The 23,934-nt window shown below is 38.6% G+C and carries 20 protein-coding genes; 12 read left to right on the plus strand and 8 right to left on the minus strand.

Features of this window, described 5'->3' with window-relative positions; all coding sequences use genetic code 11:
* The first annotated feature begins 8 nt into the window (after window positions 1-8).
* On the plus strand, window positions 9-1,325 hold the full coding sequence (locus KVT27_RS04560; protein WP_036124690.1) for an amino acid permease: 1,317 nt from the start codon (window positions 9-11) through the stop codon (window positions 1,323-1,325).
* Between the two features lie 6 nt (window positions 1,326-1,331).
* Here KVT27_RS04560 and KVT27_RS04565 read toward each other — a convergent pair whose 3' ends face one another.
* Together KVT27_RS04565 and KVT27_RS04570 are read right to left on the minus strand one after the other, a co-directional pair.
* Window positions 1,332-2,078 carry a YqcI/YcgG family protein gene (locus KVT27_RS04565; RefSeq protein WP_036124692.1) on the minus strand — a complete coding sequence of 249 codons (747 nt, stop codon included), beginning with the start codon at window positions 2,076-2,078 and terminating at the stop codon, window positions 1,332-1,334.
* Window positions 2,079-2,300: 222 nt separating this feature from the next.
* Entirely contained in the window at window positions 2,301-2,738 is a 438-nt protein-coding gene (locus KVT27_RS04570; RefSeq protein ID WP_036225427.1) for a MarR family winged helix-turn-helix transcriptional regulator, read from the minus strand.
* Between the two features lie 119 nt (window positions 2,739-2,857).
* Between KVT27_RS04570 and KVT27_RS04575 the strand changes: the two genes are divergently transcribed.
* Window positions 2,858-3,445, plus strand: coding sequence for an NAD(P)H-dependent oxidoreductase (locus KVT27_RS04575; RefSeq protein WP_036124694.1), 588 nt, complete (start codon window positions 2,858-2,860; stop codon window positions 3,443-3,445).
* 23 nt (window positions 3,446-3,468) lie between these two features.
* On the opposite strand, the gene KVT27_RS04580 is transcribed toward KVT27_RS04575, so the two are convergent.
* From KVT27_RS04580 to KVT27_RS04595, 4 genes are all read right to left on the minus strand, one after another.
* Window positions 3,469-4,542 (minus strand): sensor histidine kinase, encoded by a 1,074-nt coding sequence (locus KVT27_RS04580; RefSeq protein WP_036124696.1) that lies wholly within the window; start codon window positions 4,540-4,542, stop codon window positions 3,469-3,471.
* On the minus strand, window positions 4,539-5,216 hold the full coding sequence (locus KVT27_RS04585) for a response regulator transcription factor (RefSeq protein WP_036124697.1): 678 nt from the start codon (window positions 5,214-5,216) through the stop codon (window positions 4,539-4,541). The genes KVT27_RS04580 and KVT27_RS04585 overlap by 4 nt, the downstream gene beginning before the upstream one ends.
* A 17-nt stretch (window positions 5,217-5,233) precedes the next feature.
* Window positions 5,234-6,988, minus strand: a complete 1,755-nt coding sequence (locus KVT27_RS04590; RefSeq protein ID WP_150907886.1) for an ABC transporter ATP-binding protein — start codon at window positions 6,986-6,988, stop codon at window positions 5,234-5,236.
* Window positions 6,989-7,122: 134 nt separating this feature from the next.
* A complete protein-coding gene (locus KVT27_RS04595) occupies window positions 7,123-8,841 on the minus strand; it encodes a PucR family transcriptional regulator (RefSeq protein ID WP_036147717.1) in 1,719 nt (572 codons plus the stop codon).
* A 208-nt stretch (window positions 8,842-9,049) separates the two neighbouring features.
* Here KVT27_RS04595 and KVT27_RS04600 point away from each other — a divergent pair, with 208 nt between their 5' ends.
* The 8 genes from KVT27_RS04600 (at window position 9,050) to KVT27_RS04635 (ending at window position 17,893) form a co-directional block, all read left to right on the plus strand.
* Window positions 9,050-9,667, plus strand: coding sequence for an ankyrin repeat domain-containing protein (locus KVT27_RS04600; RefSeq protein WP_036147718.1), 618 nt, complete (start codon window positions 9,050-9,052; stop codon window positions 9,665-9,667).
* Between the two features lie 31 nt (window positions 9,668-9,698).
* Window positions 9,699-10,577, plus strand: a complete 879-nt coding sequence (locus tag KVT27_RS04605; RefSeq protein WP_208704467.1) for an oxamate carbamoyltransferase subunit AllH family protein — start codon at window positions 9,699-9,701, stop codon at window positions 10,575-10,577.
* 2 nt (window positions 10,578-10,579) lie between these two features.
* Window positions 10,580-12,133: an acyl-CoA synthetase FdrA gene (gene fdrA, locus KVT27_RS04610; RefSeq protein WP_217580826.1), complete on the plus strand. Its 1,554-nt coding sequence runs from the start codon at window positions 10,580-10,582 to the stop codon at window positions 12,131-12,133.
* Window positions 12,126-13,553, plus strand: coding sequence for a YlbE family protein (locus KVT27_RS04615; protein ID WP_036124708.1), 1,428 nt, complete (start codon window positions 12,126-12,128; stop codon window positions 13,551-13,553). The genes fdrA and KVT27_RS04615 overlap by 8 nt, the downstream gene beginning before the upstream one ends.
* A gap of 31 nt (window positions 13,554-13,584) precedes the next feature.
* Window positions 13,585-15,063 carry a cytosine permease gene (locus tag KVT27_RS04620; RefSeq protein ID WP_150907883.1) on the plus strand — a complete coding sequence of 493 codons (1,479 nt, stop codon included), beginning with the start codon at window positions 13,585-13,587 and terminating at the stop codon, window positions 15,061-15,063.
* 2 nt (window positions 15,064-15,065) lie between these two features.
* Window positions 15,066-16,016: a carbamate kinase gene (gene arcC, locus KVT27_RS04625; protein ID WP_036124712.1), complete on the plus strand. Its 951-nt coding sequence runs from the start codon at window positions 15,066-15,068 to the stop codon at window positions 16,014-16,016.
* A gap of 18 nt (window positions 16,017-16,034) precedes the next feature.
* Window positions 16,035-16,493, plus strand: a complete 459-nt coding sequence (locus tag KVT27_RS04630; RefSeq protein WP_036124714.1) for a nucleoside deaminase — start codon at window positions 16,035-16,037, stop codon at window positions 16,491-16,493.
* Between the two features lie 164 nt (window positions 16,494-16,657).
* On the plus strand, window positions 16,658-17,893 hold the full coding sequence (locus KVT27_RS04635) for a Zn-dependent hydrolase (protein WP_036124715.1): 1,236 nt from the start codon (window positions 16,658-16,660) through the stop codon (window positions 17,891-17,893).
* 240 nt (window positions 17,894-18,133) lie between these two features.
* Here KVT27_RS04635 and KVT27_RS04640 read toward each other — a convergent pair whose 3' ends face one another.
* Complete coding sequence (locus KVT27_RS04640; RefSeq protein ID WP_052323466.1) at window positions 18,134-19,306, minus strand: MFS transporter; 1,173 nt, start codon at window positions 19,304-19,306, stop codon at window positions 18,134-18,136.
* A 127-nt stretch (window positions 19,307-19,433) separates the two neighbouring features.
* On the opposite strand from KVT27_RS04640, the gene KVT27_RS04645 reads away from it, so the two are divergent.
* Window positions 19,434-20,318: a LysR family transcriptional regulator gene (locus KVT27_RS04645; protein ID WP_036124716.1), complete on the plus strand. Its 885-nt coding sequence runs from the start codon at window positions 19,434-19,436 to the stop codon at window positions 20,316-20,318.
* Window positions 20,319-20,497: 179 nt separating this feature from the next.
* The gene (locus tag KVT27_RS04650; RefSeq protein WP_217580828.1) at window positions 20,498-21,745 is read left to right on the plus strand and encodes an MFS transporter; all 1,248 of its coding nucleotides are present in this window, start codon (window positions 20,498-20,500) and stop codon (window positions 21,743-21,745) included.
* Window positions 21,746-21,796: 51 nt separating this feature from the next.
* On the opposite strand, the gene KVT27_RS04655 is transcribed toward KVT27_RS04650, so the two are convergent.
* Entirely contained in the window at window positions 21,797-23,659 is a 1,863-nt protein-coding gene (locus tag KVT27_RS04655) for a multicopper oxidase family protein (protein WP_217580830.1), read from the minus strand.
* Window positions 23,660-23,934 lie beyond the last annotated feature (275 nt).

The raw sequence follows: 23,934 nt of genomic DNA on the forward strand, positions 1-23,934 counted from the left end.
TTGATTACATGACATCAAATACAAGTAAGGGCAGGTTGTCTTGGTGGCAACTTTCGCTTCTCGGTATAGGTTGCACATTAGGAACAGGTTTCTTTCTTGGAACAAGTATGGCCATTCATAAAAGTGGACCGGCTGTTTTAATTCCTTTTTTATTAGCGGCCATTTGTACGTATATTGTTTATGATGCACTTGTTAAAATGTCTGTTGAAAATCCTGATAAAGGCTCATTCCGTACTTATGCTAAACAGGCATTTGGGAGGTGGGCAGGATTTAGTAATGGCTGGGTCTATTTAATCTCTGAGATTCTTATTATGGGGAGTCAGCTCATGGCACTCGGTATTTTTACGAAGTTTTGGTTTCCAGCGTTGCCATTATGGATTGCAGCCTCTATCTATGCTGCTATAGGGCTAGTTGTGATTCTTACAGGCATGAAGGGTTTTGAAAACTTCCAAAACATCTTTGGGGCATTAAAGGCGGCAGCAATTGTAATGTTTATTATTGTAGCTGTTGTAATTCTCATGAAAGGCTCACAAGCATCAACATTGGATTCACTCTATGCGAATTATGAACAGTTTTTCTCCCAAGGTATAAAAGGAATTTGGCTGGGACTATTGTATGCCTTTTACGCCTATGGAGGCATTGAAGTAATGGGGTTAATGGTCATTGATTTAAAAGATCCAAAAGAAGCACCAAAGGCAGGAAGAATAATGTTAGTCGTTATTACGATCATTTTTTTAATGGCTATTGCCCTTGCGTTAGCGCTTGTCTCTTGGAAAGACTTTACGATTGATGAGAGTCCCTTTATTACGGCCCTTCAAGGTTATCACATTCCCTTTGTAGCGGATATTTTTAATGGTGTTTTAATCATTGCTGGTTTTTCAACAATGGTCGCTTCTCTCTATGCGGTGATTACGATTCTTATTACACTTGCAGAGGATCACGATGCACCCAAAATATTAGCAAAGAAAGGAAAAAGAAAAGTACCTATTCCTGCCTTTATATTTTTAACTTGTGGCTTAGTCATAACCATTGTTATTGGCTTTCTCATGCCAGAAAAAATCTTTGAATATTTGATGACGGCAGCGGGTTTAATGTTGATTTATAACTGGCTCTTTATTTTAGTGACATATATGAAGCTAATGGAGTTATCTAAGTGGGCGCATGTGAAAAATGGGTTGGGGATGCTGCTCATTGCTGTTACGGTATCTGGTACGTTAGGAGAAAAAACAAGCAGACTCGGTTTTTTCGTGAGCCTGCTCTTTATTGTCCTAATAGGGATTGCAACCTGGATTGTTGTGAAAAGGCAAAGTCATAAGCAAGCCTAATGAATGTTAGTTTTGTTGCCTCCGTAAGAACGGACATTTAGACGGACTTTGATTGTCATCACTTAAAAAATATTGCTTCCATTCATAACTATTTTCTTGTCCGTACCATTTTAAATCGGGATGCCCTGGTAGTGCATCATAATGGGCAATGCGTTGACGGATGAGCTTTTTTAATTTCCGCCCAAATGCAGTAGAGTCGTTTATTTCTTCAAAAATCCAGCGTGGTTGAATGGCCATGAGCAAGGTAGAAAAATGGCGACTCCTGCGCAATTTATGTGCGGGTGTTGCACAGGAAATAAAATAGGGCTCCCCGTTAAAACAAAACTCCCATTCATTGTGGGTAGGGTCAGTTGGTATTTCTTCAGGCCAATCGAGTTCATCGATTTTAGTTAATTGGTTAAGAATGCTCCAAAATAATTGCTGATAATCCTCGACTTTATAGTGAGCGAGCATATCCTGAGGGCTATGAAAGAAAACCGTGAGTGTCGTATATTTACCAAAAGTTTGGGAGGATTTTGCGAATTCCTTTAAACATTGTGCTAGCTCATGAATGGATGACTCCTTCCGTGGATCTCCGATAAAACTATAGCGCAAATGGTTCGATAAAAACCCCATTCTTGCAGGTACACACGGAAAGGTATTTTCTTCATCGGCAATTGTGGCGGCAAAATCCGTGTAGGCAGATTGTTGCCAAATGGGAAGGGTGTCCAAATGTTCCTCCACCCACTTCCTATCAAATACTCCTACGTCCACTTGAGTCTCCTCCTTCTATACACCTTTATTCTATTAAAGAAAAAGCCAATAGGTTACGAAATGATGATGAATATGTAAGGATATATGGATCGATTATTAATCACTCAATGGATAGAATCAATGGTAGAGTTTTGCTTAAGTTGAATTGTTTTGAGCTCAATTGTTATGAAAACCAGTGCTGCTTCAATGGCTGACAAACCAAAACCATAGAAGCAGCACATATTATTCTTTTTGTTGAAAAACCTTTTGTTCAAGGATAGATAGGGCATGTTGAATATCCTTTATATCCTCCTGTGTCGCATGCTGAATAAGCTGTAGAAAGCGTTCCTCGATGCATGCAAAGGCTGCCTCCATCATTTTTTCCCCCTCAATAGACAAGCGAATATACTGCTTTCTTCGGTCCTCCGTGTCGTTCCATTTTTCAATGAGGTTTTGGTCTTGTAATTTTCGTAATTCACGACTTGTGTTGGGTAAGGACATATGCTGACATTCGCTTATTTCGGTAGGCGTGACGGGCTGACTTACTTTAATATATTCAAGAATTTTATATTGAAGCGGTGTAATATTGGCAACGGTCACGTTTTGTGTCAGCTCGTGTGTCACTTGGTGGACATTGGCTGTAAACGTTACGAATTGATGAAATAAACTGCTTTTATCCAATCGGATCACCTCTTATTGTCAAGATACCAAATAACTTGTCTTAAAACAATTATCATTTGACAACAAAAAACGAATCCGTTATTATTTAGTTATCAAATGATAAGTAATGGAGGCGTAGTATGAAAACGTTAATTGTCTATACATATCCAAACCATAAGAGCTTAAATTATGCATTTTTACAGGAAGTAATGAAGGGGTGTCAAGAGAATCCAGCCATTGATGAGATACAGCTACTAGATTTATATGAAGAAGAATTTGATCCTCGTTTAATTTTCCATGAGCATAAACGACGTCGGGATATGTACCGTGATCCGCAATTGGAAAAGTACCGTCAACAGCTGACATGGGCAGATCAAATTGTATTTGTCTATCCAATATGGTGGGGAAGACCGCCCGCTATGCTGTTAGGCTATATTGATCAAATGTTTGCATCGAATTTTGCATATCGGGATACAAAGGGGTTATTTCCAGAGGGACTTTTAAAAGGAAAGTCGGTTGTTTGTGTGTCCACGATGAAGGGGCCGACCAAATATCCACTGTTATGGCTGAATAATGCTCATAAAATTTTGATGAAAAGAGCGTTATTTAGCTTCGTAGGAATGAAGAAAGTGAAGTTTTTTGAGTTTGGAAACATGGAAAGTAAAAAAGGGCAGCAACAGCGAAAGCTGAACAAAGTTTATCAGTATTTTAAAAAGGTTGCTTACTAATAAAAAAACTCGTGCAGACATCCTTAGTCGTTTGCACGAGTTTCTATAGTATCCATGGGCAATGTAACGGAAAAAGCTGTAAATTCTCCAAGCTTACTTTCGACGGCGATAGTTCCATGGTGCATATCAATAATTTTTTTGACGATGGCTAAACCGAGACCACTTCCTCCATTTGTGGCAGTCCGTGATTGGTCGGCCTTATAAAATCGTTCAAAAATATGCATTTGCTGCTCTTCGGATAGCCCAATACCAGTATCTTGCACAATGATGGTCACGGTATCTAAATGCTGTGTCATAGTTAAAGTAATTGCACCTCTGTTGGATGTGAATTTAATGCTATTCGTTAGCAAATTCATCCAAACTTGATTCAGTAAATCTTCATCTGCAGTAATCGTTATATTGTCTAGTTGAAGATCGAAGTCCAGTTGTTTAGCTACCCAATTTGGTTCAAGAGCCAGAACGACATTCCGCAATTGTTTATCCAAGCGATAGGTTGTCGTTTCAAATGGATGATGCTGTGATTCTAAGGAAGTCAGCTTCAGCAAATTATCACTAATCTTTGATAACCGATTACTTTCCAATTCAATAATGTCTAAGTAATGTTGACGCTTTTCTTCAGGCAGATGAATGTTCTTAAGAGCCTTCGCAAAGCCATTAATAGATGTTAAAGGCGATTGAATCTCATGGGAGACGTTTGAAATAAATTCCTGTCGCATTCTTTCAAGTTCTCCTAATTCAACAGCCATATGATTGATGCCATGGATTAATTGGCCAAATTGGTCTTCCTCATTGCCTTTTACATCTAATTGGATATTAAAATCCCCTTTTGCCATTTGTCTTAAGGCTTCAACAATAGCGTCCCAGTAATTTCGTTGTCGATTGAGCCCAATTAAGAAGATAATAGCGGCCGAACAGGCAAAGAGCACAAAAACACCAAGGACGGTGCCTAATTGCTGCCAAAAATCATGAGGTTCTGTACCTAACTGACCATATAGCCATCCTGTTGCATGATAAGAAATAAAGGCAAATAAAGTATTCGTAATGAGAAAGAGGAATAGAACAAATAGAATTCTAACAAAGAATTTTCGTTTTCTCATAATGCTAGTTCCAAACGGTAGCCAAGACCACGAATGGTGCGGATGGCAAAGCCGCTAATCTCCTGAGGAAAACGCTCACGTATTCTTTTAATATGGACGTCTACTGTGCGTTCGTCTCCTTCATAATCATAGCCCCAAATTTCTTCAATCAATTGTTCACGAGAAAATGTTTTGCCCACATAGCTCGCTAATGTAAATAATAATTCGAATTCCTTTAACCGAAGGACAATGATTTCTCCGTTCAGATCAACTTCATGTGTATGTCGATCGAGTTTAACATTGCCAGCTTCTACTACTTGAGAGAGAGCAATACGATATCTTTTTAATATCGATTTAACACGCACAATTAGCTCGGCAGGTTCAAAAGGTTTTACCAAATAATCATCTGTCCCTAAATGGAAACCCTTGACCTTTTGAGCGGTTTCTCCTTTAGCAGTTAGCATAAGAATAGGGAGATCTGTGTTGTATGAGCGAATTTCCTCACATAAAGCCCACCCATCCATGTTTGGCATCATGATATCCATAATCACCATATCTACCTTTTCAGAGGCCAACTTGGACAGTGCATCGACACCGTCCGTCGCCTCAATAACCTCTAGACCTTCATTTTGTAGAAATACTTTTACTAATTCTCGAATATGGGCATCATCATCTACCATTAATAGTTTGGTCATCTAAACAATTCCCTTCGTTAGTCCTCTTTAATTCGTAATTGCTGCTTGGCAAACTCACGATACATGGCATGCGTTTCAAAGAGTGATTCATGTGTACCACAACCTGTAATATGTCCTTTTTCTACAAATAGTATTTGATCGGCATCGACTACCGTTGAAAGACGGTGAGCAATAACTAAAGTTGTGCGACCTTGCATTAAATTATCTAACGCCTTTTGTACATAAATTTCTGACTTACTATCTAAACTTGATGTAGCTTCATCGAGCATTAAAATTTGTGGATTCCGTAGTAGCGCTCTGGCAATAGAAATACGCTGACGTTGCCCCCCTGAAAGCTTGATGCCTCTTTCGCCTACTTCTGTGTCAAACTTATCGGGAAGCTCGTTAATAAATTGATCAGCATAAGCCATTTTAGCCACACTTTCTAGCTCATCATCCTGCACTTCACGGTCAACACCGTAGCAAATATTTTCTCGAATCGTTCCTGACAGCAGGGCACTTTCTTGAGCCACATAGCCAATTTGACTACGCCATGAGTGAAGTGAAAATGTCTCAATTGGCGTTTCTCCTAGCGTAATATTACCGCTAGTTGGCTGGTAATATCGTTCTAACAGGGAGAATGTGGTTGTTTTACCGCCACCACTTGGACCTACAATGGCCGTTACTTTGCCTGGCTCTATTGTGAAGTTAATATCGGATAAAATCGACTCCTCGCCATATGAAAAATCAACATGGTTAACATAAATCGGTTGATCTATTTTTTCAACAGTAATGCCTTCTTCAATATGTTCTTCTTCGTGGTCCAGTAACTCACTAATGCGTTCCGTGGCACCCATTGCTTTTTGAAGTTGCGTAAAGAACATCGTTAATTGTGTCATGGGCATGATGATTTGGATTAAATATAAAATAAATGCCACCATATCACCAGCTGTCAGCTCACCAGAGGAAACGCGCACGCCTCCATAGCCAATAATAGCGACGAGAACTGACATTAAAACGAATGAAATTAATGGTGAAATAAGCGCATGGATTTTAGCTTCTTTTAAGCCAAAGTTAAAGAGGTTCGTAATGCCCTTTTTCCCACGCTCATATTCTATTTGCTCGGCATTAGAAGCTTTAACCAAACGTGTTTCAGGTAAAACTTGGTTTAATACCGAAGTAAACTTAGCGGTTTCGTCTTGCATCCCTTTAGAAATCACAAACATGCGTTTCCCTAGCAGCATTAAAATAACCATCGCTAGTGGAACAGCGATTAACATCACTAATGTCATTTTCCAATCTAGGAATAATAGAATGATAATGGAACCGATGATAGAAATAACACCCGATAAACAGTTTGCTAGATGCTCTGTAATGAGCTCCTTTACGACCGCTGTATCATTTGTTACACGACTTAATGTTTCACCCGTATCGTTTTCATCATAATAGGGGATGGGTAAATGCAGCAGCTTGCGCCAAAGTTGATCCCGCAATTTTGCTACTACATGTTGACCTACACGATTTAAATAATAGATAGATAGTCCACTTGCAATGGCTTGGGCGATAAAAGCAATACCCAGCAAAATGATCTGCCAATAATTAAGCGATTCTAATGAAAAGCCGTCCACTAACTGTTTTGTAAATAATGGGACGATAAAACCTACGCCCGTAGTTGCTAAACTCATAATTAAAGCTATAACTAGGAGCCAAATAGGTGGTTCAGCTCGTTTTACTAATTGTATAAAACGACGCCAATCTGGTTTTTTAGTAGTTTCTTTTGATGTCTCTTGCAAAGAAATAAGCCTCCTTCAATATCGTCAAACAACGTATGTCGTTCCTATGGCTTTTACTATAGCATGTGTTTATGAACTGAATATGAAATGAAATAAAAGGTGATGTGCAATTCATCATCACCTTTTAAATAGGACTAATCAGCAAACTCATCATGGTATAAAGACTTACCGAGTAGTCGATAAATTCTTAGAGCTAATTGTATTTGTAATAGCTCCTCATAGTTTTTTAAATCGGTCTTTAAAATCTCTTTAATTTTTTCGATACGATAAATTAATGTATTGCGATGAATAAACATTTCCTTAGCGGTTTCGCTAATATTCATGTGGTAAATAAAATAATTTTCTAATGTAATTAAATAGCTCGTCCCATGTAATAAATCATGCTCAAAGACAGCCCCTAAGCTCTCTAAGAAAAAGTCTTTTAATTGTACCTCATTAATATTCGAATCTAAAAAGTGATAGATGGAGTGATCAGCAAAATGGGCCACTGCACTGCTTTCCTCGAATCGGTGCATGAGACGGAGAGCTTCGTGAGCCTCGGCAAAGCTTTTATGAACGTAACGAATTTGTTTGTATTCTTTCCCAATACCAATTAAAAAGGTAGTTTCTGCTTGATACTGACTTAATAATTGCAAAATTTCCTCAGCATATTGTTTCGTTTCATTAACAGTCATATCTTGCTTACCTTCTTGTTGTCCCACCAACACAATAATTTGATGATTTCGATAAAGGCATGTAATTTCACCATTGACGGTACTCGAGTGTTTATAGATTAAATTCATACATTTTTTTGCCATATTATCAGATTCGTACTTTCGAGAAATTAAATCATGATGATCCTGCAGGTTATCACGGATCATTGAGATAACAATACAGTAATATTTATAATGGACATTTAAGCCATGGAGATCACAGAGCGTTTGAAGTGTCTCGCTAGATGTGATTTTCCCCGTTAATAAATCATCAAAAAACTCCTGTTTGATTTTAAGTCGGACATCCTCAATTTCCTTCTGTTTAATCCTCTCTAATGCCACAATCGTGGAGGCTTGCTCTAAAACAATATAATCAAATTCATTGAGATCATGAACGGTTTGCCAAATGACGATGTAGCCGTAAATATAATTGGCTACTGCTACAGGGAGAATTCTGCATTTTACAGTAAGATCCTCTAAATGATAATTTCTTGTAATCGATTTTTGCATCTCATTGAGATCCTTAGGAATGGAATCGATAAATTCCTTTGAAAAAGTCGGACGATTTTGTTTAAGGTTGATGCCGTAGGCAAGTGGGACTGGATTGGCATCGAGATCAGTGAAATGGAGTAAATTCCAATCCTGATCTAAAAAGATAATCGGATTATTAATGGTTTCCGCTAATTTTGAGGAAATCGATTCGATGCCTCCTCCTTCTAGTGCCACCTTAAACAATGTGTTGTGCATATCCAATGATTTTCGATTTAATAAGTCATAGCGACCAGAGGCCTTTTCATTAATGATCGATATGACCTTGGATAAGATGTAGTTATAAGGTAACTCCAATAAAGGTAATCCATATTGATTGGCAATATCGATCATGTTTTGAGGTGTTTTTTGGAGATAACGTCTCATTTTAATGACGAGGCCCGCACAATTGACTTTGGACAGTTCTTGCATAATTTTATTTTGTAGTTCTTCATCATCTTGGAAGATATAACCGGTTGTTAATAATAATTCATTCGGTGTTAGCCAATCAAATGCATCAGGATTCTCGATAATGTTCACAAGTGATATTTTATTGTGAATCCCTTGCTCTCCCGCAACAATTTTAATTCCATCCAAAGCCTTAATTTCTAATAAATCTTTAATTGTTAGCAAATGATTTCACTCCTTTGCCATAATCTTATCACAAAACATTGTACATATTGCCCAAATCATCTCCATTCTTTTTGGTATTGCTAAACAATGATATATAGGGCATAAGAGAATAAAATAAAGCGTGTAAGACGGGAATGTGAAAAAACTAACATTCTCGCAATTCATTTCCCTTTAGATGAAATGAACAATAGGTCGGGAAAATGGAGGAATGAAAAAATTGGAAGATACAATTATCATCTCAGAATTTTTAGCGGCAGCTGAAGCGGGAGATATAGATACTTTGCAACGTTTTTTACAACAAGGTGTAGATATTAATGCTCGCAATAAGCAAAAGCGTACAGCCATTTTACTTGCTGCCATGAACGATCAATTAGAAACGGTGAAATTTCTAATACAAGAAGGTGCCGATATTAACCTTCAAGATCAAATTTGTTTAAATCCATTTTTATATGGCTGTATTAATGGAAAATTAGAGCTTGTGAAAATAATGCTCCAAGCAAACACAGATTTAGAACGTTTAACACGTTTTGGTGGAGTAGGTGTTCACCCAGCAAGTGAGAAAGGATTTGTTGAGGTAGTTCGTGAGCTTGTGACAACGACAGATATTAATGTTAATCATACAAATATTTGTGGTTGGACACCATTAATTGAAGCAATTCTTTTGAATGATGGTGGAGAGAAGCAACAAGAAATTGTTCGTTTATTAGTAGAGCATGGTGCAGATACACAATTAGTCGATCAATATGGAGTGACTCCGCTAGCAATAGCTAGAGAAAAAGGATTTACGGCCATTGAAAAAATTTTACTAGAAGCTGGGGCAAAATAGGAGCAATCCTACGACTTAAAGAGGTGTACATATGATACACGCTAAATCTGGTGATAACTATTTCCTTCAGCAACTAGTTGAGACGGAGTTTACGGGAACGGTTCATAGTGTATTTAGGCATGCATTAAATATTCGCAGTACTGCAAATGATGAAATTTTTACACTTGCAACGAAAGCTATGGATAATGCCCCCAATTCGCTTGTCATTGATCTTGATACTTTGGACAATTTGCACATAATCCAAAATGACCCTGTTAGGATCAAGCATCACCAATTATTAATAGAAGATAAATTAACTATAGCGTTAGAAACAGCCACTCATTGGCAATGTCATCTACCTATTTTCCCGTCAGACATGGCAACGTTAAAACAGAATATTGTTCAAGTGAAACAGTTTATTGATATATATGGAAAAAGTGGGGGAATGAAGCGCAGTGATTCACCAGTTAGTGCATTTGAGGCAGAAACTTCGAGATTGCTAAAAGAGCGCACAGCATTACTCCATGAAGAATTATGTAATCGCCGTTTTAATAATTTTCAGCAGTATGTACTTGATTTAGTGGGCCTGGGACCAGGGTTAACACCATCAGGTGATGATTTTATAGTTGGATTATTGACGATCATCCATTTAGAACAGAGTCCGTGTTCTATTTATCAGCCATTGTGTGAAAGCGTCATCAAATGGATGAAGCCTTTAACCAATGAGATTAGTTATACAACATTGAACAAGGCTGCATATGGACAAGTTAGGGAATCTATTCATGCACTTGTCTCGGCCATGCTATCTGGCACGGAAGGTGAAGCGATCGAAGCACTGAAGAAGGTACTTGCCATCGGCTCTTCATCAGGTACAGATATCGCCTTAGGGCTAATAAGTGGCTTTGAAGCCAATATAAAATTAGGAGGATAAAAATGAGTATTAAAGTTGTAATTAAGCGAAACACATATTTTGATTCAGTATCATTGATGTCACTTTCAACAAAAGCGAATCAAATTGAAGGCGTTGAGCAAGCCATTATTGGTATGGGTACAGAAATGAACAAGGGAGTCATTCGCAACGTGGGTTTAATGACTCCTGAAGTAGAGGAAGCAACAGCAGGGGACTTAATGATTATTGTGAAAACTGCTAATGCGGATGAAACAGAAAGCGCTTACTTAGCGGTGGAGGAATTATTTACAAATAAAAATTCAGCACAAGCAAAAAGTGATATTAAATACGCAACGATTGATTCAGCTGCACAAGGTATCCCTGATGCAAACTTTGCTGTCATTTCTGTGAATGGTGCTTTTGCGGTTCGTGAAGCACGCAAGGCTCTTGAGAATGACTTACATGTTATGTTATTCAGCGATAATGTAAGCGTGGAAGACGAAGTGGAATTAAAAACATTAGCACATGACAAAGGCTTATTAATGATGGGTCCAGACTGTGGTACAGCAATCATTAGTAATATAGGACTTGCCTTTGCAAACGCTGTAAGAAAAGGCAGTATCGGTATCGTTGCAGCATCAGGTACTGGTAGCCAAGAGGTAAGTGTCCGTATTCATGACTTCGGTGGTGGGATTACTCAACTTATCGGTACGGGTGGCCGTGATTTAAGTAAAGAAGTAGGCGGAATTATGATGCTAGATGGTATCCAAGCTCTTGATGCCGATGAAGCGACAAAAGTAATCGTTCTTGTATCAAAGCCACCTGAAGCTAGTGTGGAGAAGAAAGTATTAGCACAAATTAAAGAGTGCAGCAAACCTGTTGTTGTTTACTTTATCGGTGGTAATGAAGAAGCAGTAGTAGCAGCTGGTGGACAGTTTGCTAAAACGTCTAAAGAAGCAGCGTTACAAGCGGTATTACTTGCTGGTATTGATGAAGCAGGCATTAACAAACGTGCACTGAACCTTCCATTAATTGAAGAAGTTCGTGCTAAATTATCGCCAGAGCAAAAATATATCCGTGGATTATTCTGTGGTGGAACGCTTTGTGATGAATCTATGTATCTAGCAATGGAAAAATTCGATCATGTATATAGCAATATCCAAAAAAATCCTGACTTCCTATTAAAAGATATTAATGTGAGCCAGGAACATACTTTCATAGACTTTGGGGATGATGACTTTACAAACGGTAAACCGCACCCAATGATTGACCCATCTTCTCGTATTGAGCGTTTCTTACAAGAAGCAAAAGATCCATCGGTTGGTGTCATTGTAATGGACTTCGTTTTAGGCTTCGGGTCACATGAAGATCCAGTTGGTGTTATGCTTCCGGCTATTATTGAGGCTAAACAATTGGCAGAAAAAGAAGGCAGACACTTAGAGATTATTGGATATGTTCTAGGAACAGATTTAGATAAACCAAGTTTAGAAGATCAAGTGAAAAAATTAGTCGATGCAGGTGTGACACATGCAAGCAGCAGTACAAATGCGGGCTTACTGGCTAGAGAAATGGTTTTGAAAGGAGATCATCATGAGTAAGATTAATGAACTTTTTACAAGTAAAATTAACGTAATTAACGTAGGTATTGAACTTTTTAACAATGATATTTTAGCGCAAAATGCGAGTGCTACACACTTAGAATGGTCACCACCAGGTGGAGGGAAGCCACAAATAATCACGGCACTAAACAAAATCGATAAAGCTGAATTGGCTGAAAAAATTGAAGTAGCAAACCGTCTTGCAGTCGAAAAAATTGTTAACTCTCAACCGGTTCTAATTGGTTTCGACCAAGCAATTAATGTAGTACCAGGCATGACGAAGAAAACAATTTTACACGCTGGCCCTCCAATTACATGGGAAAACATGAATGGTCCAATGAAAGGTGCCGTTATGGGAGCTATCATTTTCGAAGGCTTGGCAAAAGATCTTGAGGAAGCGGCGGCAGTTGCAGCATCAGGAGAGATTATATTCTCACCATGTCATGAGCATAACGCTGTAGGATCTATGGCTGGTGTTACATCTGCCTCCATGTTTGTGCACATTGTTGAAAATAAAACATACGGTAATCGTGCATTTACAAACTTAAGTGAGCAAATGGCTAAAGTTTTACGTATGGGTGCAAACGATGACAGCGTTATTGATCGTTTAGTATGGATGCGTGATGTTTTAGGACCCATTTTACGTGACGCTATGAAGCTCAATAAAGAGGGGATCGACCTTCGTTTAATGCTCGCACAAGCACTTCATATGGGTGACGAGTGTCATAACCGTAATAATGCAGGTACTGCTTTACTCATTCAAGCTTTAACACCTTATATTTTAGAAACAGATTACCCTGTTGAACAGAAACGTGAAGTATTTGACTTTGTAGCAAGTAGTGAGTATTTCTCAGGTCCTACATGGATGGCTTGTTGTAAATGTGCATTAGATGCTGCACACGGTATTGAGCACAGTACAGTTGTGACAACAATGGCACGTAACGGTGTAGAATTTGGTGTTCGTATTAGTGGGATGGCAGGTAACACATGGTTCACTGGCCCTGCACAACAAGTTATCGGGCCAATGTTTGCTGGTTATAAGCCAGAAGATTCAGGTCTAGATATTGGAGATAGTGCTATTACAGAAACATACGGTATCGGTGGTTTTGCTATGGCTACTGCACCAGCAATCGTTGCCCTAGTAGGCGGAACAGTGGATGAAGCAATTGGTTATTCACGTCAAATGAAAGAAATTACTACAACTGAAAACCAAAACATTACTATTCCATTATTAAACTTCATGGGAATTGCTACTGGTATTGATATCCGTAAAGTCATTCAAACTGGTATTCTTCCAATTATTAATACAGCGATCGCACATAAAGACGCTGGTATTGGTATGATTGGTGCCGGTATTACTCACCCTCCAATGGAAGCTTTTGAAAAAGCATTAATCACAATTAGTGAGAAGTGGGCTTAAACCCACTTCCTATAAGTAGGAGGAGCTTTAAATGGAACATGCAAAAATTGATCAGTCCTATCAAGACTATAGAGCACTAGGCTATTCGGAAGAACTATTACCAAAGGGTCCTCAGGAAAGAGATTGGGGAATCACTAACTACATCACAGTTTGGATGGGCGCAGTTCACAATATTATGTCTTATATGACGGTTGCAGGATTTTTCATCTTGGGATTATCTGTTAATCAAGTTTTCTTAGCCATCATGCTATCAGCAGTGATCGTTTCTGCAGGCTACGCCTTAAATGGATATTCTGCCTCTAAATATGGTATACCATTTGCAATATTACTAAGGGATGCATTCGGAGTAAAGGGTTCCATTATTCCAGCCTTATGTCGTGGATTAATTGCTGGGGTTGTTTTCTTTGGTACAACCACAGTGGTAGGGGCTCAATCTCTAAATGTTTTATTCTCTAGATTCATTCCGAACTATATGTCTATTGGTGGGGACTTCACTCTTTTTGGCTTAGATGTTCCGACAATGATTTCTTATAGTATTTTATGGATAGTTACAGTTTTACTATTTTTGGGCGGCATGGATATGCTTACTGTTTTCGGTAAATATTCATCACCAATCGTTTATATCTTCATCATTGGAGCAGCGATTTGGGCAATTAATATTGCTGGTGGTATCGGTCCAATTTTAGATTACACACCGGCAACAAAAATGGAAAGTCCATTAGTATTTATTGCTTGTGTCAGCGCATTGGTATCCAATTGGGCTGGTCCAATCGTTAATATTGCAGACTTTACAAATAGAGCTAAATCACCAAAAGCTATGGTCTATGGTTTATCTATTGGTATGATCGGTTCGTATCTACTATTTGCCATCACTTGTATTAGTTTAATAGCAGGGACAGAAATTGCATTCGGACAACCAATTTTTAATATTGTCGATGCAATCGATAAAATCCAAAATCCATTTTCTGTTATTGTATTAATTTTAGCATTAAATGTTGGGGCAACTGCATTTGTCGTATTCGGTAATTTACTACCATCAGGATTACAAATGACAACGTTATTCCCTAAAGTATTTACAGTAAAAACAGCAGGAATTTTAACAGCCATTGTTGGAACAATGATTTTGCCTTGGAAGCTAGTATCTAGTACAGAAACTTTATTCTTCTTCTATAGTTTTATTGGCTCTATGTTTGGTCCAATCGCAGGTATTATGTTGTCAAGTTTTTATATCGAACGTAAACGTCGTATTGAATTATCTACAATTTATGTGCAAGAAGGTAACAATGGGGCTTATAAATCTGGCTATAACATCGTAGCATGTGTCGTGCTCTTGATTAGTTTTATGCTACCAATGTCAGGTGCCTTCCTTAAAGGTGTGCCTTTCCTAGTGAAGCTAAATGATTTTGCCTTCTTTAGCGGACTAATCGTATCGTTCATTTTATATACAGTGTTATATCGATTTAATAACCGGAAAATTCAAAATAATGTGGAAAATGAAGTAGGGGTGTAGTTGTGAGTAAATTAGTAATTGTAGCAATCGGAGGCAACTCGTTAGTAAAAGATAGCGGTAGTGAATCTATTCAAAGCCAGCAGGAAGCTGTTGCTCAAACTGTCGAACATATAGCAGATATGATTCAAGAAGGCTATAAAGTGGTTGTCACACATGGCAATGGTCCTCAAGTAGGCTTTACGCTACAAAGAAGTGAAATTGCTAATGAAATATCTGGCATGCCAGCGGTACCTTTAGTGAACTGTGTTGCCGATACACAAGGCGGAATTGGTTATTTAATTCAACAAGCCCTAATCAATGAACTGGCGAAGCGTCAAATTAATAAAAAGGTAGTTAGTGTGATTACACAAGTGGAAATCAATGAAAATGATCCGAACTTTGTTAATCCTACTAAGCCAGTAGGTTCATTCTTTACGAAAGAGCAAGCGGATGCTATGTTAGTGGAACATCCAGATTGGAAAATGATAGAAGATTCAGGACGCGGTTATCGTCGTGTGGTGCCTTCACCACTACCAATTGATATCGTTGAAAAGGATGCAATCAAATCACTGATTGACAATGATTATGTAGTTATCGCAGTAGGCGGAGGCGGTATCCCAGTGATTAGAAAAGAAAACAATATCTACGAAGGTGTAGATGCTGTTATTGACAAAGACTTTGCAACAAGTCTGTTAGCAGCTCAAGTAAATGCGGATTCATTAATTATTACAACAGGTGTTCCTCGAGTATTCATTAACTTTGGGAAGCCTGAACAACAAGCACTTGAAGAAATTACAATTGAAGAAACAAAGAAACATGTTTTAGACAATCAATTCCCACCAGGAAGTATGCTACCAAAAATCGAAGCCAGTTTGAGCTTCTTAGAAAATGGTGGTCACAGAGTTATTATTACAAATCCTGAGAGTCTAAAAGAGGCAATCAATAATCAAGCAGGTACTCATATTATTAATTAACATAGGGGGAATCACGGTATGGAATATATTCAATTAGCCGTTGACAAAACTAAAGATGGGATCGACCAAAATATTGGCGGACCATTTGGTGCAACAATTGTAAGAGGTGATGAAATCATCGCTGTTGTCGGAAATACGATGATGCGTGATACAGACATAACAGCACATGCAGAAATAGTAGCTATTCGCGAAGCTTCTAAAAAGCTTGGCACAATGGATTTATCGGATTGTGTCATCTACGCAACATGTGAACCATGTCCGATGTGTGTTTCAGCAATCATTTGGTCAGGAATTAAAGAAGTGCATTATTGCAATACAGCAGAAGATGCTCATGTGCATGGCTTCTCTGATATGCATGTACGTGATTACTTAACTGGAAAAGATAAAAGTGTGCTAAACATGCATAAAATGGAGACGCCAGAAGAATGTGATGCACTATTCCATCATTTCAATAACAAAATGGCTAATAGCAAATAATAGCCTATGATCAAGATTAGAGTAGGGATCTCGTTATCGAGAATCCCTTTTCTACTTTTCATCCAATAAGATATGAAATAATTGGTACAATAAAAAAAGATACAGGGCAAAAGCAAATTTGGTTTGATTTTCATCTTCGTAATTCTTAAGAAGGAGTTGTTTACATGGTTGGCAAAGAACGTTATCAACAATTACTAAATAAAATGAATCAATATAATTCAGGTGAGAAAGGAATTACGAGAGTTGCTTATACAAATGAAGAGCAGGCTTGTTTACATGCCTTCATTCGTTTATGTAAAGATGAACATCTTCAAATTCATATTGACCCATGTGGAAATCTTATTGCTCGAAGAGAAGGTAAAGTACCAGGATTACAGCCTGTAGTCATGGGCTCTCATTTAGATACAGTTTATCAAGGTGGAAAGTATGATGGAGTTGTTGGCGTAACGGCAGCCCTGGAAGTAATCAAACGATTCAATGAGAAGTCAATTGTGACAAAGCATCCTATTGAAATTATTGCATTTGCCTGTGAGGAGTCTTCTCGTTTTGGTGTATCAACGGTCGGCAGTAAAGCAATGGCAGGGCTTATAGATAAAGAAAAATATCGTCATCTCGTAGATCGCGATGGCATTTCCATGGAAGAGGCCTTTGCACACTGTGGGCTAGATTTTAGTAGTGTAGATCAGGCAAATAGAGCAGGGGAAGGTTTCCATGCCTTTTTTGAGTTACATATTGAGCAAGGTCCAATGCTTATTAACTATGAGAAAAAAATTGGAATTGTTACGGGGGTGGCAGCACCAGTCCGTTTATTAATGACATTAAACGGGAAAGCCTCCCATTCAGGTACAACACCGATGAATATGAGGAAGGACGCTCTTTTAGGGGCATCAGAATTGGCACTAGAATTGGAGAAAGCTGCGATAGCCGAGCAAGAGTTTGGAACAGTGGCAACGGTAGGTATTTTAGACGTTGTTGCAGGGTCCATGAATGTAGTCCCAGGACAAGTGGAGCTAACAGTTGACATTCGCTCCTCCTCAGTACAATCAAGGGATCGAGTTCTTCAGCATTTCTACACAGCCATCGCAAATGTTCAACAAAAGCGAATGCTTGCTATTGACTATAAGGTCATTAGCTCCGAGGAGCCTGTCCTACTTTCGCCAAGTCTAATGAAAGGGTTGGAAAGTATTTGTATAGAAAAAAATCTCTCCTATCAATATATGCAAAGTGGTGCGGGACACGATTCGATGAACATGACTAGACTTGGACCAGTCGGCCTTATTTTTATCCCATCAGTCGACGGCTTAAGTCACCATCCTGATGAACATACTGACCTTGAAGATATTTTATTTGGCATAGATGTTTTAGAAGAAGCGGTTTTAAGATCCGCAATAGTCATCTAGCATGCTGCGTGATAGACAATAGCGGAGCGTGGTTTGTCGTACAGACATGCACTACTTAATTACTCACCATAGCAAATTCTTATGCGATGACAGCTAATCGCCCAGTAGAAACTCAGGTAAAAGAACGAATACTAAAGCGACACCCCTTACAATGACTGGACAAAATTCTAGGAATGAAGGAAATGAGGTCATTCGTAGAAAGACGACTTTTAAGTATGTAGTCGTCTTTTTCGTATGAATTTAATGGGTAGCATGAGGCTTCTGATTACCAATTTTTAATTGGATCATGATCATGACGATCACGATTATCATCATGCCAATAATGGCAGCTGTAAAGTTCCCTGTGTAATCTCTTACAAGGCCCACAAATAGGGGGCCAAGAGCAGCAAATACGAAGCCGACAGATTGGGTCATAGCCGCTAAGAAACTAGCTTCTTGGATATCTTCGGCTTCATCTATTGGTAAAGTTAATCCTAATGAGAATAAGCCACCTGCCCCAATGCCGATAAGAACACTGCTTAGCCAAGGGTTAATGGAGAAGAGCAGCATTGATAAACCGATTAATTCAAGTAATGAACAAGCTACTAGCCAAACAGCTCGATGCTGGAAGCGATTATTTAAAATAGGGACTAAAAACGTTGCAGGCATTTGGGCAACCGTTAATAGGGTGAGCATCATTCCGGCATCATGTTTGCTATAGCCCATATGTTCAGCTATTGGTGGTAACCAGGCCATAATCGTATAAAACATGAAGGCCATTAAACCAAAAAAACCTGTTAATAGCCAAGCTTTTTCACTTGTTAAAATTTGCTTGATAGAGATTGTATTTTTATTACCTGTAGTACTTGTAGTATGTGCTTTCCGTTCAATAGGCTTCCACCAAAAAAACAAAGCGATGATCGCAAGTAAAGCCCAGGAAGCTGCAGAGATTTGCCAAGAATGAAAAATGGTGCTTAATGGGATGGATAGACCTGAACCTAAGGCAGCTCCTACAACTAAAGCGAGTGAATAAATACCGCCGATACGAGAAGGATTTGCAAAATTTGCTTTAATAAAACCTGAAAGTAATGGACCAACAATGGCAATACCAATACCCGCTAATAGGGCTGTAACGTGCATGACCCAGGCAGAGTAAGCAAAGTACCTTGAAGCGGTTGCAAGCCCAATTAATATGAGGGAGTAGGCAATCGCTCGTTCAATACTCCAACGATTGGCGAGTTTGAGCGCGATCGGTGCAAATAAACCCATACATAAGACAGCTAATGATGTTAATAAACTAGCGCTTGCCGCACTCATATGCAATGATTCTCGGATAGTTCCTAACAAAGGTGAAACGGAAGTAATGACAGGTCTTAAATTTAAAGAAGCCAAAATTATGGCTATGATAGGTAAAATCGTTTGCTTCATTTTCATGCTTTATCAACTCCGTAAGTTTGAATAAATAAATCCTAAGTTGAAGTCTATAACAACATAAATGATTGGACAATACTATTATTACTATTACAATGATAGATACAAACTATGATTGGTTGTGATTCATATGGAAATACGTCATCTACATTATTTTATGGCAGTCTGTGAGGAGCTACATTTTACAAAAGCGGCTGAAAAGCTAGGTATTTCTCAACCAACGTTAAGCCAGCAAATACGGGTGCTTGAGGATGAGCTAGGAATGCCGTTATTTGATCGGATTGGCAAAAAAATAGTGATGACAGAGGCTGGTACCTTATTGTTTACCTATGCTACTGCAATGCTTAATACACTACAAAATGTCAAAGATGCTATTAAAGATTTACAAGAGGTTCAAGGTGGTCAAATACGGGTTGGTATTATGCCATCTGATTTAGATTATCGAATTACACAACTTGTCATTGATTTTCATCAAAAATTCCCTAGGGTAAAGCTTACAATCCTTGCTTCTATCGATATTATGAGACAAGTTCTTGAAAATGAAGTGGATATAGGTATTGGGACGAATGTTGAGCCCCATGATCGTTTAGTCATTATTCCTTTAAGAAAGGAGGAGTACGTTGTAACGGTTTCAAAGGAGCATCCATGGGCGCAACGAGAAGCGGTCACTATTGCTGAATTAAAGGACCTTCCATTGGTCATGTATCCTGAAGGCTTTTTAGGAAGAGAAATAGTCGAGGAGACAGTGAAAAAGCATGGTTTCCAGCTCCATACTATTCTTGAAACAAGCTCTGTTACGTCTATTATGAATCTAGTACGCGCAAATATAGGAGCTACGGTGCAGCCCTATCCATTAATTCAGCAAATGAATGACTCAGATTTACGTATCATTCGTCTAACAGATGCTATTCCTAGTCGAAGTTTGTCAATTATTTACCGAGTGGATCGCTATGTAAGTCACGCCACCACAGCTTTTATAGAACAAATAAAAGCATATTTAAAAGAAGAATTTTGAAAACTCCCCAAAAATATAAGTTCCTTTTTTTGGGGAGTTCCCATATACTAATTATAAACCGACAGACGGTCTAAAAGTGTAGTATAAGTTTTAGTCACAACGAAAATCTAAACTTATTGCTACACTTTTTTTATACAAAAATAATGACCGACAGTCGGTCTATAAAAAGGGGACAGTATATGGATACATTCGTAAAGGAAAAAGGATTTTCGAAAGATTTTAAAATTCTTGTATTTGGTCAGATTATTTCTATTTTAGGTTCTGCCTTATTAAGGTTTGCGCTATCGCTTTTTGTTTTAGATATGACGGGCAGGGCCGATCTTTTTGCCGTGCTATTTGCCATTTCGAGCATACCTATTCTTCTTACGCCATTCGGTGGCGCCCTTGCCGACCGTTTTAATCGACGGCATTTAATGGTTTTATTTGATGTTATTAATAGTGTCGTTGTCTTAATATTCTATCTCTCATTATGGACTGAATATCATTCAGTGTTAGGGATAGGCGTAGTTATGGTGCTCCTGTCCATTATTAGCGCTATGTATTCACCTGCAGTCATGGCTAGTATTCCGTTATTAGTAAGAGAACAGCATCTTGAGCAGGCAAATGGAATCGTGAATGGGGTGCAGGCTTTGGCCGGTGTTGCTGCACCAGTACTAGGTGGAATTCTATATGGATTACTAGGCATCAAAATTCTGGTCCTTGTAAGTGGTCTATTATTTTTCGGTACAGCCATCGTAGAAATGTATATGACCATTCCATTTGTGAAACGAGATGATGATGGACAATTAGTCATGACGTTATTCAAGGATATAAAGGAGGGATTTACATATGTTGTGAAGCAACCCTTTATTTTAAAATGCACGGTACTAGCCGCCTTATTAAATTTATTATTTACACCGCTCTTTATCGTAGGAGTACCGATCATACTTCGTGTCACGTTAGGAGTAAGTGATTCGTTGTACGGAATAGGGATGGGCATAATTGATTTTGCAACCATACTTGGTGCCTTAACGATGGGCTACTTCGCTAAAAAACTCCAAATTAACAGGCTATATATTTGGATATTGGTGACTGCTTTTTTGGTGATTCCTATGGCCATTGCCGTCATTCAGCCCATGCTTCAAATAGGCTATTATGCTTCATATTTATTATTTACCGGTTGTGCGCTTGTGATGGCGATGATGATGACAATCATTTCAATCTACGTAATAACGCTTGTGCAAAAGGAAACACCGAATGAAAATTTAGGAAAGGTCATGGCGATCATGATGGCTGTTTCACAATGCATGGCACCACTTGGGCAAATGGGCTACGGACTGTTATTCGAGACCTATCGCGCAAACCTTTTTATACCGATTTTAATGATTTGTGTTATGATGCTGCTTTTGGCGCTACTCACGCATAGATTATGGCGTATACATGCTTGAACACAAAAAAACTACCACTAAAACGGTAGTTTTCTTTGTGTGATTGACTTGCTAAAATCTTCTAGGTCTACGAGGTCTAGGTCTATTTGTATCAGTGCGTGTGGACGTAGTAGTTGGGAAAAGCAGGATGGGCCTATGTTGATCATTATTTCCGATATGTGTAGACTCCTCTGCTAGTGATTCCACAATTTCTTCCTCCTCTGTGAAAGGAATTTGAGAAGCATTTAATAATGGTGCGGGCGACTCATTATGATGGGTCGTACTAGTAGTATTGGTCGTAGGGGTAGATGCTGTCGTCGTACTAGTAGTAGTAGCCTCATGATGGGTAGGCTGTTCTATTTCAGCATGCGGCTGTTGAACAGCGTGGACATCCTTCATGACAAGAATAGGTCGCATCATATCATGGTCCTCATGCTCAAGGAAGTGACAATGCCACATGTAATTCCCCACATGATCCTTCCAATGCATAATAATTTTCGTAACTTTGCCAGCATCCACTTTCACCGTATCTTTCCAACCACGCTCATAGTCCCGAGGCTCCTCTGGTGGTCCTGTAAAAGATACGATTCCTTCATTTTGATAGAGTTCTAAATCAAATGGCCGACGTTCAAGAATTTTAAATTGAATGAGATGCAGATGAATAGGATGTATAAACGGCGTAGTATTAATAAAACTCCAAACTTCAATACTATCTAAGGAAGGTTTTTCTGTCGCTGGGTCATGATACATTCGGTTGTTCAATAACAGCATAGGTCTTCCGAATTCATCCGTTGTTGCTGTCAAAGGTAATTGTCTATCGATATGTGCATGATGTGGATGTAAATCCATTGTGACTGCCAGTCTCTCAGGAATTTCACTCGTATCCTCACATTTTAAGGGAAGTGATACTTTAAATTGCATAATGACGTTCGTATGCTCATCGATAAAATCTGTATCTGTGTTGAGTAAGGTGATTTCCTGCCCCTCGCAAGCTGAAAAATCGATGATGATATCTGTGCGTTCAGCAGGTAGCAGCTCTACAGATTGAATCGCTTGAGGCGCTGATAAAAAACCGCCATCTGTGCCTATTTGCATCATAGTCTGCTCATTTGACAAGCTGATGACATAGCCTCTTCGATTGGAGCCATTCAGGAACCGAAATCTATATTTACGAGGCTCAACATCTAAATATGGCCAAAGCTTTCCATTGACTACAATGGTGTTACCTACGAAGCCAGGGGTAATTGATGGATGTACAGTAACTGGAAATGGTGGTTCATCAGGATAAAATAAAGAGCCATCCTCATTAAATGATTTATCTTGAATTAAAATAGGATATTCGTATTCTCCACATGGTAAATTGGAACGTTCCTCCAGGGCATCTCTAAGTAAATAGAAACCTGCCAAGCCTGCATAGACATTTAAACGTGTTAAAGCCATAGCATGGTCATGGTACCACATTGTAGTACCAGGCTGATGGTTCGTATATTCATGGATTTCTTTATTAAATTTTGGACCAGTATGTCGATAATCTCTGGTGTACCATGCCTCTGGATGACCGTCGCTCTCCCAATCCACATTAGCTCCATGTAAGTGAGTGACGGTTCTTACCTCTTGGGAATCGTTAGCGGCATGAAGTGTAAAATCCACTGGTAAAAAGTGCTTTAGTGGTAATTGATTTTTATATTTAACGTAAATCGGTTTATCTTTCGTCGCTTCTATAGTTGGTCCTGGATAAAGTCCGTTGTACCCCCATATTAATGTATTAGGAAAATGCTTGTGAAAACGATGCTCGCCCTCCATCATGACCAGTTCGTAATAATCATGTTTTTTTTGTCCCCTACAGTACTTTGGCTTTGCTGTCACTGGTTTCTGTAGAGCATCTACAAATTTTGGAATGGTAGCTGGATCAGAAGGGTTAATTGGTAAACTCAAAACATCACATCCCTTTTCAATTACTTAACATGCCTAGTTATCACATCATATGGGTAAAAACAACAGTTGACTGGGACAATAATGGAGAAAAATGTGTAAAGGTATAAAAATTTAATGGAGGGGGAAAACAAAAGGGCAGTATATAGCTGTCTTACAAAAGTTTTTTGAAATCGAGGTAATAGTTGGTATATTGCTAAAAAGTCAGACGAAGTGAATAAATATGTCTTATAATTGTTACAGCAAGAAGTGAAAGTGGATTAAATAGGGGCTTGGAA

The organism is Lysinibacillus sp. GbtcB16 (assembly GCF_019091145.1).
GTDB classification, from domain to species: Bacteria; Bacillota; Bacilli; order Bacillales_A; family Planococcaceae; genus Lysinibacillus; species Lysinibacillus fusiformis.